Origin of the sequence: Blautia luti, from assembly GCF_013304735.1 — a bacterium.
Taxonomy (GTDB): Bacteria; Bacillota; Clostridia; order Lachnospirales; family Lachnospiraceae; genus Blautia_A.
Map to the genome: position 1 here is coordinate 118,994 of NZ_JAAITI010000003.1, position 14,247 is coordinate 133,240.

Sequence of the window (14,247 nt, forward strand, 5' to 3'; positions counted from 1 at the left end):
TTTTATGCCTCCTTTACATCAAAGAAACGGATGATTCTTGTTCCGATAATACAGATCAGGAAAATAACGATGGCAATCGCACTTCCATATCCGTAGTTTCTGTACTCAAATGCCACGTTGTACATGTACATGGATAATGTTGTTGTTGCACTTCCCGGACCGCCGTTTGTAAGGGCGATTGCGGACTCGAATACTTTAACAGTACCTGCAAATGCAAATACAAGACATGTAATAGTGATCGGGCGGAGCAGCGGGAAGATAATGTTCTTGAACATCTGCCAGGAACTACACCCGTCAACCTTTGCCGCCTCAATAATATCATCCGGAATATCAATAAGACCACCGTAGAAAATTACCGCATAGAAACCTACAGACACCCAGATATCCATGACACTTAAGCACCCTAATGCTGTGCTTGCCTGTCCGATCCACGGCTGTACCAGATCATGAAGACCGATCGCATCCAGAATACTGTTTAACAGACCATAGTTTGGCTGGATCTCATAAATCTTACGGAACAACTGTCCAACGGCTACTGTCGGGAGGATTACCGGGAAAAATGTGATAGTACGAATCAGGTTCTTGAATTTAACAAGCCAGAAGCGATACATCATGGCAAGTGCCAGTCCCAGCACTACCATACCAAGCATGGTGGTAAGAATATACCGGATCGTTACCATAAGTGATTCGTGGAATTTTGAGTCGATCAGAAGTTTTGAATAATTCTTAAGGCCGCTGAAGCTCCAGCTAAGTCCCGGCGTTCCTGAATATAAAGAATATACAAAGGACCAGATTACAGGTACGAATACCAGTCCCACATAAAGAATCAGCCCCGGAACAACAAACAGCGCAATTGCCTTTTTATTTCCTAATACATGTTTCATCCTGTTTCCTTGCCTTTCTCATAAAAAGAGTATTGAAAATGACATAACTGTTATCCTGCCACTCCCAATACTCTTAATTAGTCCGTTGATCTTACAGCTTAGTTGCTGATTGTATATGCTTCCTCAATGGAATCCATATAAGCGGCTCCATCCATATCTCCATTTAATACAGACTGAATATTATCCTGTGCAGTTGCTTTTGTCTCATCATTCATGTATGCTTCCCACCATGCGGTAGAAGTCTTTGCATCAGCGATAGCATCAATTACTGTCTGGGTAACAGAGCTGATATCTTTTGTATCTACATCGTATGTATAACCACGTACTGACTGATAGTCGCCCATCGCGTAGTTACCAACGTTCTCAACGAAGTACTGTAAGAATCCTGCCATTGCTCCGTCATATTTGTCCTGAGACAGGCAAAGGATGTTACCACAGTTTGCAGGAAGCTCGGAAGCTTCGCTTACAGATTCATCAACTACAGGAACTCCCATGAATCCGATGTTGTCCTCTCCGGACGGGTTTGTCTCCTCATCTGTAATGGAAGATGTGAACCAGCTTCCGTCATAGAGCATTGCACACTGACCATTTAATAACATTCCCTCAGCAGTTGTATTATCAACTGTTGTAGCACCTTCGCCAAAGTATCCTTTGTCTGCCATATCTGCTACCATCTGAGCTGCTGCTACAAATCCGTCATCTGTGAATTTTGTCTCGCCCTCGCATGCTTTCTTAACTGCATCTGCGCCCATTGTACGATATGCGTAAGCGTTTACGATACGTGTTGTAGGCCATTTGTCAGATCCGCCTGTTGCGATCGGCTGAATTCCTTTTTCTTTTAATGTGTCACATACCTGAAGGAGCTCATCCCATGTTGTCGGTACTTCTACGCCTGCATCCTCAAATACAGATTTGTTGTACCAGAATCCCTCGATATTCATTCCGAATGGAAGATCATACAGATCATCTGTGTCAGAAAGAGAAGTCATGATACTCTTTGCACTGTCCATGACTTTGTCCTCATCGCCCATTGCTTTAAGCTCTTCGGAAACATTTACAACTTTTCCTGCCTGGATCAGCTCTCTTAACGGAACACCTGCTGAGTAAGCAAACAGATCAGGAAGATCGTTGGATGCTACCAGTGTGGAAATCTTTGTGCTCAGGTCTGAAGCTGATACATACTCATATTCATAGCTGAAATTCGGATTTACATCTTTGGTGTAGTTGTCAAGCATTCCTGTAAGGATTTTTCCATCTGCGCTGTCCTCTGCCCAGATTGAAAGAACCTTGATCTTTTTCTCTGCTGATGTGTCAGGATCTGTTGCTGCGCTTACACTTAAGGATCCTGCCATTAATGAGATCGCTGTTGCTGCAGCCATGACTAATGCCATTGCTTTTTTCTTCATTTCTCAAAACCTCCTAATACATTTCTTTTGTGATATCGTTATCTTTAAGCTGGCTTTATTCTAACATCCTACGTTTCAGATTGATAGTCTGTCATTTTTTTGAAAATGTCCAAATTTTATAGAATCCGATTTTTATGTTTGTCATATTTCTTTAGATCAAATCTGTCAGTTTTCTTTTGATTTACGGACACCACCTTTAAACTGCATAGGAGTGACACCCTCTTCTTTTTTGAAAATATTGCAGAAATACCGATAATTATTGTAGCCTACAGCCTCACTTACTTCCTGTACCTTGGCACCTTTCAGCAGAAGTTCCTTTGCATGGGCCATACGGATCTGGGTCAGATATCTCACAAAACTGATCCCCACCTCATCCTTAAAAAGAATACTCAGGTAAGCATGGTTCATGTGTACCATCTCTGCCATCTCATTCAGGCCGAAATCCTGGCTGTAATTTTGATTAATATAGTCCAGTATATGTGTGATAACCCTGTGGGAACTTCCGATCTTTCTCACGGAAATCTTTTCAAAAATACGCTGCAGGATGAGATAGACATACTCATCTACCTCTTCCTTTGTCTTCATCTCTTCAATATTGTTAAAAAGAGGGAAGTTAAAATCATGTTCATACTGCTTCCACTTTTCATAAAAGGCCGCAGAAGCAGCGGTAATAAGTTTATAGCTCTCTTCTTTGTATTCTGGCAGGCCATATCCTGCTTTTTTCAGAAGCTGCTGGATCCTCCGTGTTTCCTCTTCCCAGTTTTCCGTATTACTGTCGTTGATCATCTCCACAACAGCATTGAGGGAAAGTCTCAGATCCCGGATCTGTTTTTCATTCTCCACATCTGTTTTGCTGGGCCGTTCTTTAAATTCTTCATCTATCTTTTCCAGGGTAGCCTTCAGTTTGTCCATAGTTACCGGCTTGTCTATATAACTGTGGACTCCCAGCTCCATTCCCTTACGGGCATACTCAAATTCTTTATATGCACTTACCAGCACAAATATCATATCCGGATATTTTTTATAAAAATGTTCGATGACCTCGAGACCGGAAAGCCCGGGCATACGAATATCTATGAAAACAACATCCGGATGTACATTTTCAATCAGTTCCAGTGCCATCTGACCATCTGAAGCAGAGCCTGCCATCTCATAATCCGCACCAATCCTTTTCAGCATTACACGGATTCCCTCAATGGTCAGATATTCATCATCGATCACTACCAGTTTTTTCATAGTTTCACTTATATCCTCATTTCATTTTCTGCCAGAATGATCTTTACCCGGGTTCCTTTTCCAGGCTCACTTGTGATCGTTACTTCTGAATTTTCACCGTAATACAGTTTAATTCTTTCTCTTACATTATTGATTCCATAGCCTTTATCCAGCTTGGACATATCATCAATCCCCACGCCATCATCAATAATGGTAAAGATGATCCTGTTTTCATTTACCTGACCTGTGATCCAGATATTTCCATCACCCATTTTGGTTTCCAGTCCGTGATATACCGCATTTTCCACAAAAGGTGTGAGAAGAAGTTTCAGTATCTTCTTTTCCATAAGATCTTCATCCACCTGGATCTTCAGATGGAATCTGTCTTTGTAGCGCATATTTTGAATGGTAATGTATGAGCGGATATGCTGGATCTCATCCTTTACCATGATCAGATTACTTCCCTTGTTCAGGCTCAGCTTGAAATTGTCAGAAAGAGCAGCCACCATTGTGGCGATCTCATCCTCCTCATGAACAATGGCCATACAGTAAAGGGCATCTAGGGCATTATAAAGAAAATGCGGGTTGATCTGCTCCTGGAGAAGATGCAGCTCCTGCTCTCTCTGCCTGATCTTGGCATAAAGCAGACGTTCCCTTAATACCAGATTATTGTTGACCATTTCTTTAAATTTCTGTCCCAGAAGGCCGATCTCACTGTCATCAAATTCTTCTGTGATATTACGTGTTCCCTCTTCCACACTCTGCATGGTGCGCTCCAGTTTTTTCAGAGGCATATAGATCTTCATGGCAATCATATGTGCCACAAACATGCCAATGCCAAACAGAAGCAGGATCATCACCCCGATCAGGATACCCACATTGACCTTCTGTGCATTTAATTCGCTTGCCTTAATACCGCTCACCAGAGTCCAGCCATTTACAAAACTTTCCCTGGCACTGAAAATATACGGTGTCTGAGATGTCACTGAAAGAGCAGAGACATACGCTTTGTAGATCTCCTCTTTATAGCTGTCGTCTCCCTGGAAATAAATAAGGGGATCATCCGTGTTTTCGTCGATGACCATAAAGCAGTTGGTCTTATAATTTCCTCTGTTCTCAAATGCCATTTTGAAAATATTTTTTGATACATTTACGATCAGATAGCCTACTCCGCTATCCTCCCGGGAACCGCGCAGATACTTCACTATGGACAATGTATCATTTTTTCCCGTAAGCGCATTACTGCCCAGGATGATCTCTTTTCCATCTGCATCCCGGGCTTCTTTTATCCAGGCCTGTTTCAGTATCTCTCCGTCTTTATAGAACGAAGTGTACTGTGACAGGTCGGACTTTTTTGAATGAATATAAAGTTTTCCATTAAGGCTGACTGATAATACTTCCTGAACAGATGCCTGCTGTAAGGTCAGTTCATTTACACTTTTTTCCAGGGTTCTTGTTTCTTTTGAGGAAAAATAGGAACCCGGTTCTTCCCCTGCCTGAGAAAGAGCATTCATGTAGGAGTCTTTCAGAAGAAGATTTCTCATTTCCTCTATGATACTGTCAAGCTGAAGCTCCACAATATTATCTGAAGTCTGTAGACTGTAATAAAAATCCTGCTGATAATTTTCCACTATGTTATTTGTGGTCAGCGCAAAAATACTGACACCCAGGATCAGCATGGACAGAATGGAGATGGCTATGATCGCCACCTGGATCTGCTGCTGAATAGTACGTCTGTTTGTTTTCATCTTGTCAGCCATATTTTATAATGCCTTTATCTTTAACATCTGTCTTACTTCATCAGGGGTCATCGGTTCCATATCTTTTTCACGGAGCAGTTCTGCGGCCGCTTTGATAAGCTCTGCATTGGTTGTACATTGCACGCCGTTTTCCAGATAGTTGGAATCCTCAAAACCAAGTCTTAAGGATACAGCTCCCATATCCAGGGCTTTGCTTACCATCTTGAAATCTTTACGGTTGGCCTCTGTGTATCCCCATAATACTTTGCCCTCATCCGGGAATGTCTCATAGAGATATTCTTTCATGTGACGTAGTGCATTTTCCGTTGCAGGCATCTCTCCGCCATGGCCGAATACCAGGGCAAAAAGGATCGGGTCTACAAAGTGGAATTTCTCATCCAGCTCACGGACTGTGTTGATCATTCCAAGTTCAAATACCTCGATCTCCGGTCTTTTATCTTCACGGATCAGCTCGCCAACACAGTATTCCACATCATCAATGGGATTCTGATAAACGGCCTTTCCAAGGTTTACAGAACCTACATTTAAGCTGACTGCCTCTGTGTACGGCGCGTAACAGGGCTGAACTCTCTCTTTGATGGTAAGGTCGGAAACACCGCCTGTGGAAATCTCAACTACAATGTCACAGGCTTCGCGGATATATCTGATTGTTTCATCCATAAGTGTCATATCCGGAGTGAGTTTTCCATGGACGTCTCTTACGTGGAGATGAACCATGGATGCTCCCAGTTTCCAACATTCAATAACATCATCTGCGATTTTTCTCGGATTGATATCTGTATCTGACGCACTTACCGGTGCTACAGAAAGCATTATTTTTTTCATAATTTTTCTCCATTCCAATATACATAATGATCAGTTACAGTCTGGACAATCTTGTCCTTTTCCCTTTTTGAGATTACTTCCAGAATCTCCCTGTGAAGCTCTGCAAAGTGGGAAACCTCGCCTTTTTTTATGACCTTGCAGATGGCCTCCAGGCGAGAAGGAACTGTCAGTCTTGTTATATATTCTGTAATGGTCACGATCTGAGGATTGTCTGAAAGCGCCGCAATTCCTGCATGAAATTCTGTATCTGTCCTCATGATCCGATTTGGATCCGGTTCCTTTTCATTCAGCGCAGCTTCCATCTTTTCCTGGATCTCATAGAGATTTCTTATTTTCTCTTCATCCGGATCATTCTCAAGGATCACATTTAAGGTTCCGATCTCAATAACAGCCCGAAGCTGTACAAAGTCCTTCCAACTGTTTTTCTTCAGGATGATCTGATAAAGCATGGGGTCAAGCAGTTTCTGATTATAAGTTTCGCTGACAAATGTACCGTCTGCACGTTTAATATAGACAACACCATTTGCCTCCAGCTTCTTGATGGCTTCTCTCACAGAATTTCTTCCGGCCTCATATTGTCTGCATAATTCTACTTCTGTGGGAAGCTTTGAGCCGGGCTGGAATTCCCCTGAAATGATCCCGGATACAATTCCATCCACAACTCTGTCAACTACTGATTTTTTCTTCCCAGTTTCACTCATTTTATTTTACTGTTCCCTTCTTCACCAGTGCTTTCTTTAACTCAGCAGCTCCAAATCTCGGGCTTGAAAGAACAATTTTGCCGAATTTCTCAGCAATATATTCCTCGCAGTATGCCATGCTTCCCTGTGCAAAAAGTACTACGTCCACATCATCTGCGATCTTCTCAATGCTTTCTGCCATTCTTGCGCGGAACTCATCCTGATTCAGGCCAAACGCTCCCTCTACCAGGCAGTCAACCAGCTCCACATGCTTTCCGCACTCACGGCTCATACGGAGGATCGTGTTTTTGGTTGGCTCCAGTGTTGTCGCCAGAGTTGCCACTACGCCGATCTTCTTTCCCTGGCGTACTGCTTCACGGCACATCTCCTCATCTACACGGACGATCGGCACACCGATATATTTTGCCGCATCCTGGGCTGCATCTGCAACTTCACCTACAGATGAGCACAGGTTTAACATTGCCTCGCAGTCCTCGCCTACTGCCTTCATGTACATTCCGATCAGTCTGGCTGCTGCTTTCGGTGTAACATATCCTGCATCTCTTGTCTCTGCCAGGATAGAAGGATCCTCAATGCTGTATAACTCTACATCTTCTCCAAGCTGTCCTTTTACTTCTTTTTCTACAAGTTCGATAAGCTCCGGTGTTGTACTGGTATAAATTAATCCTACTTTCATTTTTCTGATCTCCTTTATTTATTCATTAAAATTTCTACTGCTTCACGTAAGGTTTTGATCTCGCCCACATTTCCCGGAAAGATCACATATGGGATCCCAGGGAATTTGCTTTCTCTGCCTGTCTGCCATACAGGGATTCCAGGTCTTATCTGTCCCAGGACTTTTGCATGTTTTACTCTCAGGGCTTTTACGCCTACATCACTGGATGTGATGCCGCCTTTTGCAACTACAAAGGCAGGTGTCACCTCAAGCTCTCCCACACATTTCTGAAGGGCATCGCTGATCTTTACAGAACGCTTCAGTGCTTCCTCCGGTGTATCGTTTTCTACTTTTAAAAGCGCACGTTTTGTAGAAACACACACTGTGTTTCCTTTGCGGATCAGATCCTGGATCATGGTAAGGACACGTTTTGTCTCCTCCTCCAGTTTTCCTTCTTCAAGGACCAGATCGGAATTTAACTCGATAAATGTAATATCGGAAATATTTTTCAGCTCATTTAACTGTGCAGTTGTCTTGGCTGTGTGGCTTCCTACGACGATAATACCTCCTGCCGCTGTCTCTTTGTTTATCATCTCTTCCCTGGCAAGATAAGCCTTGTCGGAAATATTGCCGAATGCTTTTACCAGGGCTGCTGCTGTACGGAAAGTATAATGTTTTCCCTGTGCAATGGCACGGTAAAGCGCTGTACAGAAAATCTTCACATCAATATTGTCAATGGCATTTACGATGATCTTTCCGTAGTTTTCCACTGACATAAGTTTTTTCCGGATCTTAGCGTAATCCATGCTGCGAAGAAGCTCCAGGGAAATTGTAACGCAGTCTTCTGCCTTGAACTCACCTTTTGTCTTCTCCTCTACATACTCGCACAAATTACTGGATGTATAACCAAAAGTCTCATCTTTTGCAAACTCGGTCTGACCTGCCGGAACAAGCTCATCACCATATTTTACATAATGGACATTGTTTAATGTAAATCTTCCGCCTTCTTTAAAGTAAGGACAAAGGATCTCGCCATCCACTTTCCATGGATTTCTCTTTTCCATCTCTTCTTTTACAATTTTGGTTTCCAGCGGAAAATGTCCTCTCAAAGTAGAATCACTTCGATTGATGATGCAATATTCCATGCCGGCCTCATCTGCTGCGCTCTGAACATTGTTTACGATCTCACGGTGAGCCTTTATGGTTTCTTCTTCTGTGAAACCACGGGAATTGGTCAGTACAAAGAAAAGCTTGTTTTTCTCTGCAAAGCCTTCTCTCATGCTCTCTACACTCCAGTCCGTATAAACGGACACATCGTGTACTGTCTGCACGCCTGTGGGGTCATCGTCAAGAACTATGATCTTTAAGCCGAATTTTTCTGCCTCCTCAGTCAGAAGCCTGTCCACTTCCGCCACGTCCGGAATGGGATATTTATTCAGGATCTCAGCACTGATTGTCTTCTCGTTCATTAAACATCCTACCTTTGCTTTTAAAAAAATTTACTCTGTCTAAATCCATAGTATAAACATCCTACGTTTGAAATGCAAGGTGAATCAATAATATTTTGACATAATCCAAAAAAAGTCTTAATGGAATTTTCATAGTCTGTCAGTGGTTTTTCCGGGAGGAAAGTGGTATACTACTACAGAATCTTGAGGGCAAAAATACAGCGTTTCATTAATACAATGCTATAATTAATGAAATACTGCACCTCATCACAAAACGGGCAAGATTTTTTCGGTTACTGATTCTCAAATGAATAATAACCTTCTCGCCCGGATTTATCACTGAAAGGTATCTTGTTATGAAAAATATGAAAAAACGATCCTTGCGCCGGATCTTTGCAGGCATTCTCGGCATAGGGATCCTGCTCACAGGCGCAGCTCCCTGCGCGGCGGCTGCCTATGGATACGATGAATATGGTGATCCTATCGTCACTGCCACACCGATTCCTGATGGTCAGGCCGCAGCAGTCACGCCTGCTCACTCCAGCTATTATTCACAGGCTGCCGACACCGATTCCATTGACGGGTGGCCCAAAGGTCCCGGCATCGAAGCACAGGCTGCAGTCCTTATGGACGTAAATACAGAATCCGTTCTTTATTCCAAAAATGCGGACACACAGCTCTACCCTGCCAGCATCACGAAGATCCTGACTACACTGCTTGCCTGCGAAAATCTGAACGCTAAGACAAACATTACCGTATCTGAGAACGCTTCCACCAGTGTAACTGCCGGAGATTCCAGTATTTATGCTGCTCCCGGTGAAGAATTCACCAGGGATCAGGCCCTGATGGCTGTCATGCTCCAGTCCGCTAATGAAATGTCTGTCGCCGTTGCGGAAGAAGTTTCCGGCTCTGTAAAGAAATTCACAGAACTCATGAACTGGCGCGCCAAGCTTTTTGGCTGCAAGAACACACACTTTAACAATCCCAACGGTCTTCCGGATGAGAATCATTACACCACAGCCTCCGACATGGCAAAGATCGCCAAATCCGCCTGGCTGAATCCTCTTTTCCGGCGATACTGCACCAAACGTTATTACGAGATCCCGCCTACCAATAAATTTGCGGAAGCCCGCCAGCTGCTCAATCATCACAAGATGATGAAAAACGGCGAATATTATTATGAAGGCGTCCGTGGCGGAAAAACAGGCTACACGGATGCATCCGGCAACACACTTGTCACCTACTGCAAACGGGGAAATATAACGCTGGTAGCCGTGATCCTGAATTCTACTTCCGCGGCAAATGCTTACAGCGATACCGCTTCTCTTTTTAATTATGGTTTTGAAAATTTTGAAAAGGTGGATATGAAGGTGTCCATGGAGCCAGTCCCGTTTAAGGTACTCCCTTGTGACAAATATATCCTTAAGAATAACGGAAACACCTATCCGTTTTATTATCAGACAAAGGTTTATGTGACTCTTCCAAAAGGTATCAAAAAATCACAGCTTAACAAACGCCAGGCCGTTCTTCAGAATGCTGTCGGCCCACTGCGTCTGAAAAGCAAATATTATTATAAGAAACAAATGGTCGGATGGGGAATGCAATACGAACGAAACATCGTATCAGATCTTCTCCTGGCTTCGTAACATTTTCCTGCGGCGGAGAGATTCGTGCTTTTCACGGATCTCATCCGCCGCTTCTGTATCTTCTGCTCTCAGGGTCTTCACCCCGAAATATTTTCCCTCGTCGGTTTTTCGGATCCGGATCTTTCCGGCAACAGGTCCATGCTCATGGCAAAGGGCAAGGCTGTAATATACCTTGGAATTGTTGGTACTGAACCAGCGGATCTTCCTCTTGGCAGGGCATCTGCAGATAGGACACATGGTACTTACCATAGTACGGTCCTTCATCAGACGCTCCTTTGATACAAATTCCCTGGACACAAACTTGTCATGGTCTGTATAGGAAATATAGATCTCGCTGTCTCTGGATTTTGGATTCTGATATACATCCAGGGACGGATGGCGGATCATGCAGGCTTCATCGATCTCCAGGAGTATCCTGGCAGTATAGCTGGCGTCTGCCAGTGCCCGGTGAAAATCCCGGCTTTTGGGAAGCTGCAGGTAGTCTGTAGCATATTCCAGGGAACGCCTGGATATTCCGTCCTCGAATTTTATGCTGAAAAGTTTCTGCACATCGTAGTAATGCACCGGCCCTGGCATCAGCTTCAGAAGATTATAGTATTTCATATTGCGCTGAAGTTCCATCACATCCTGGTCTCCCCAGGTAAAAAAGCGATACTCCTCCCCGCACCATTCCAGGAATCTGCGGATCGCCCTTGGAAAAGGGATGCCTTTTTCCAGTTCATGATAATCCACGTGGATCACTTCGTGGATACTGTCGTGGATCCAGTGGTACACTTTGGGCTTGATCAGGCACTGAAAGGTATCAACGATCTCTCTTTTTTCATTTAATTTTACTGCCCCGATCTCTATGATCTCAAACGGGAGCCGACTATCCGGATGTCTTCTTCCATCCGGATTCTGGTTCCATTCCAGGTCAAATACAATATAGTTCATGGGTTTTCTGTCCTCTTATCTGACTGCTCAGCTGCTTCATAAATGCAGCTGTTTCCGGATCGTTGTCCGGCTATTTCATATTTTTGCATTCGGACACAGAATAAATCGCTTCAAACAGCTCCTGCTGGAAGCTTTCTGTATCTGCATCTGTCAGAATCATATCTTTCATTTCGTCTTCTTCGTGTAGCCACCAGCGGAAATCGCATAATGTGGCACCCCGTCCGGCACCGTCTGAACAATCCACATCCAGGAATACTTTTTCTGTTTTAAAGAACTCCGGATGGATGAGATACATAAACGGTACAGCAGCATGGATACTTGCCACGCAGCGATATTTGGAAAAATTTTCAAGTACGTAGCCAGCCATATCTCCACAGGCTCTGGCTGCCGGATCACCGGACTGGCACAGCTTCATGATCTGGTTTCTGGTGAGATTACATTTCAGGGTAGCATCCAGTCCACACATGATCAGTGGGATTCCGGAATCGAATACGATCTTTGCCGCCTCCGGATCTGCGTAGATGTTGAATTCCGCTGCCGGTGTGATGTTTCCGCCTTTTGCTGCGCCGCCTGTAAATACAATTTTTCTGATCTTATTCTTTATTTCAGGAAAAACCTTCAACAGAAGTGCAAGATTAGTCATTGGTGCAGTTTCGATCATTACTACCTGCTCGCCCTCCGGAATGGCCTTCAGAATGTCACGTATAAAAAGCACTGCATTATCAGAAGCAGCCTCTGATTTTGCTTCCGGCAGTACGCAATGGCCAAGCCCTGTCTCTCCGTGGAATTCTTCCGCATAAATTGCCGCTTTTACAAGAGGACGGTCCTGGCCTCCTGCCACCGGAACCTTCAGTCCGTAAAAATCCACCAGCTCCAGTGCATTTTGGGTCACTCTTTCTATCCTGGTACTTCCTGCAGATGTCGTCACTGCAAGCAGCTCCAGTTCATCCTGATGTGCTGCCGCATATGCCAGTGCGATCCCGTCATCGATTCCGGGATCACAGTCCATGATAACCTTGATCTTATCTCCCATATATTCACCTCTGTAAAAACTCTTTCCCCAATTTTATAGTATTGCCGAATTTCCGCTGTTTACCTATTCCAAGTATAACAGAGTGAGGAAAGAGTGTAAAGTTAATCAGAATTCACCTCTGTACTTCAGGCCGAAACGTAAAGAACCCCTCTGCCGGGCATTGGCAGAGGGGTGGAAAAAAGGGGGTTATATTCATTTATATAAACAAATGCAATGTGCAATTTGGATCTTTAATATTTGCAATATCCGTTTGGGTTGTTCCGGATATTGTTATTATGCTATATCCCATCACCCAGGACTTGCAATCCAGTACCTGGGCTTCACAATAAATGCTGTTCAATCAATAGAAACAAATTTCTTCTCTTCTGCTTCTTTCTTGGTCTCTTCCTTCGGGAAGGTTACATGAAGGATTCCGTTCTCATATTTCGCATGGATATCTTCATGCTTAATGCTCGAGCCTACATAAAAGCTTCTGTTGCAGGTTCCTGTATAACGTTCTCTGCGAACATATTTACCTTTATCATCCTTCTCGTCCTTCTTCTCTTCTCTGGTTGCCTGAATGTTCAGATAACCATTCTTCAGCTGGATCTTCACATCCTCTTTCTTAAATCCCGGAAGATCGATCTCCAGTTCATAATTGCCATCTACATCACGGATATCTGTCTTCATCATATCCTTCACCTGAGGATAAGCATTGGCAGCTGCCTGACGGCCTGTCGGATATCCCATAAAATCATCAAATAAATCTTCTCCGAAAATACTTGGCATTAACATAACTCATTCCTCCTGATCTATATTCGCTGCGTGCTGCGCAGGCGTTTTTAATTTACTGTTTCTGAAAACATCTGCTAATTCTGTAAGAACTTTCTCCGGAAGATTTCTTTTTTCTCTCTTCCTTTGTTCTGTATGTACTATAACACGCATTATTAGCACTGTCAAGAGGTGAGTGCTAATTTCACACTTTCTTCACATTTTGCGTACACATTTTCCGTAAAATCACTGACGCCCGCCGTGCAAAGCATGATGTGCGTCATCATATCGCTCTCATACAAGAATACCTGACGGAAGGAAAACTTGATGTGCTGCATGATTACCTTAATGAGTACAGCAAAAGCCTTCCGGATAACTCTCTTGTCCGTTTTTGCGAAAATACTGCCGCAAACGCTGTATTGCTCTACTTTGCTCAGCAGGCTAAGGATAACTGTATTAATTATTTTGTTAAAGTTAAGATTCCGAATGATATCTTCGTTTCAGATACCGATATTTCTGTTATATTCGGCAATCTGATTGAAAACGCACTGGAATCCTGCAAAAATGAGTCTGGCAATGACCGGAAAATCTTGATTCGTGCCAACCTGACCGGCAGTTCGCTTTGTATTACGGTGGACAATACCTTCTCAGGAACACTCAAATGTACAAATGATGACAAGCTTGTTTCAACGAAGCATAAGGGACTCGGGCTCGGCACACAATCGGTCAAAAACATTGCCGCACATTACAATGGTGTCTGCCACTTTAAAACAGAGGATGGAATGTTCTATGCATCTGTGATGTGTTGTAATAAAACAGATAACTAACATTCGGTGAATGTGTGTTCTATTCATAATCCATAACAGCAAAGCCTGGAGTTGTTTTACTGGCTCCTTTTACATGTTGTCCATACATTTACTCCTTCAAACTTATAACTTCCTTTCTGGCAAAGAAAAAGACGCAAGCCATATTTTATGACTCACGCCTTACT

General features: G+C 43.5%; 13 protein-coding genes. 2 read left to right on the forward strand and 11 right to left on the reverse strand.

Annotation, left to right across the window (positions count from 1 at the left end):
• Positions 1-2: 2 nt before the first annotated feature.
• The 8 genes from G5B06_RS02955 to G5B06_RS02990 all read right to left on the reverse strand — a co-directional run bounded on the left by G5B06_RS02955 (position 3) and on the right by G5B06_RS02990 (position 8,915).
• Positions 3-884, reverse strand: a complete 882-nt coding sequence (locus tag G5B06_RS02955; RefSeq protein ID WP_173762828.1) for a carbohydrate ABC transporter permease — start codon at positions 882-884, stop codon at positions 3-5.
• A 98-nt stretch (positions 885-982) separates the two neighbouring features.
• Positions 983-2,290 carry an ABC transporter substrate-binding protein gene (locus G5B06_RS02960; protein WP_173762829.1) on the reverse strand — a complete coding sequence of 436 codons (1,308 nt, stop codon included), beginning with the start codon at positions 2,288-2,290 and terminating at the stop codon, positions 983-985.
• Positions 2,291-2,455: 165 nt separating this feature from the next.
• Complete coding sequence (locus G5B06_RS02965) at positions 2,456-3,526, reverse strand: response regulator transcription factor (RefSeq protein WP_173762830.1); 1,071 nt, start codon at positions 3,524-3,526, stop codon at positions 2,456-2,458.
• Positions 3,527-3,534: 8 nt separating this feature from the next.
• Positions 3,535-5,265 (reverse strand): sensor histidine kinase, encoded by a 1,731-nt coding sequence (locus tag G5B06_RS02970; RefSeq protein ID WP_173762831.1) that lies wholly within the window; start codon positions 5,263-5,265, stop codon positions 3,535-3,537.
• Positions 5,266-5,268: 3 nt separating this feature from the next.
• Positions 5,269-6,090 (reverse strand): 3-keto-5-aminohexanoate cleavage protein, encoded by an 822-nt coding sequence (locus tag G5B06_RS02975; protein WP_173762832.1) that lies wholly within the window; start codon positions 6,088-6,090, stop codon positions 5,269-5,271.
• Positions 6,087-6,791 carry a FadR/GntR family transcriptional regulator gene (locus G5B06_RS02980; protein WP_173762833.1) on the reverse strand — a complete coding sequence of 235 codons (705 nt, stop codon included), beginning with the start codon at positions 6,789-6,791 and terminating at the stop codon, positions 6,087-6,089. The genes G5B06_RS02975 and G5B06_RS02980 overlap by 4 nt, the downstream gene beginning before the upstream one ends.
• Position 6,792: 1 nt before the next feature.
• Complete coding sequence (locus G5B06_RS02985; protein ID WP_173762834.1) at positions 6,793-7,467, reverse strand: aspartate/glutamate racemase family protein; 675 nt, start codon at positions 7,465-7,467, stop codon at positions 6,793-6,795.
• Positions 7,468-7,481: 14 nt separating this feature from the next.
• Complete coding sequence (locus G5B06_RS02990) at positions 7,482-8,915, reverse strand: four-carbon acid sugar kinase family protein (RefSeq protein ID WP_173771276.1); 1,434 nt, start codon at positions 8,913-8,915, stop codon at positions 7,482-7,484.
• Between the two features lie 335 nt (positions 8,916-9,250).
• Between G5B06_RS02990 and G5B06_RS02995 the strand changes: the two genes are divergently transcribed.
• Complete coding sequence (locus G5B06_RS02995) at positions 9,251-10,540, forward strand: D-alanyl-D-alanine carboxypeptidase family protein (RefSeq protein ID WP_173762836.1); 1,290 nt, start codon at positions 9,251-9,253, stop codon at positions 10,538-10,540.
• Here G5B06_RS02995 and G5B06_RS03000 read toward each other — a convergent pair.
• From G5B06_RS03000 to G5B06_RS03010, 3 genes are all read right to left on the reverse strand, one after another.
• The gene (locus tag G5B06_RS03000) at positions 10,517-11,473 is read right to left on the reverse strand and encodes a 3'-5' exonuclease (protein WP_173762837.1); all 957 of its coding nucleotides are present in this window, start codon (positions 11,471-11,473) and stop codon (positions 10,517-10,519) included. The genes G5B06_RS02995 and G5B06_RS03000 overlap by 24 nt on opposite strands.
• 70 nt (positions 11,474-11,543) lie before the next feature.
• On the reverse strand, positions 11,544-12,506 hold the full coding sequence (locus G5B06_RS03005) for a nucleoside hydrolase (protein WP_173771278.1): 963 nt from the start codon (positions 12,504-12,506) through the stop codon (positions 11,544-11,546).
• A 336-nt stretch (positions 12,507-12,842) separates the two neighbouring features.
• Positions 12,843-13,280, reverse strand: coding sequence for an Hsp20/alpha crystallin family protein (locus G5B06_RS03010; RefSeq protein ID WP_015526401.1), 438 nt, complete (start codon positions 13,278-13,280; stop codon positions 12,843-12,845).
• A 305-nt stretch (positions 13,281-13,585) separates the two neighbouring features.
• Here G5B06_RS03010 and G5B06_RS03015 point away from each other — a divergent pair, with 305 nt between their 5' ends.
• Positions 13,586-14,083: an ATP-binding protein gene (locus tag G5B06_RS03015; RefSeq protein ID WP_173771280.1), complete on the forward strand. Its 498-nt coding sequence runs from the start codon at positions 13,586-13,588 to the stop codon at positions 14,081-14,083.
• Positions 14,084-14,247: the final 164 nt, after the last annotated feature.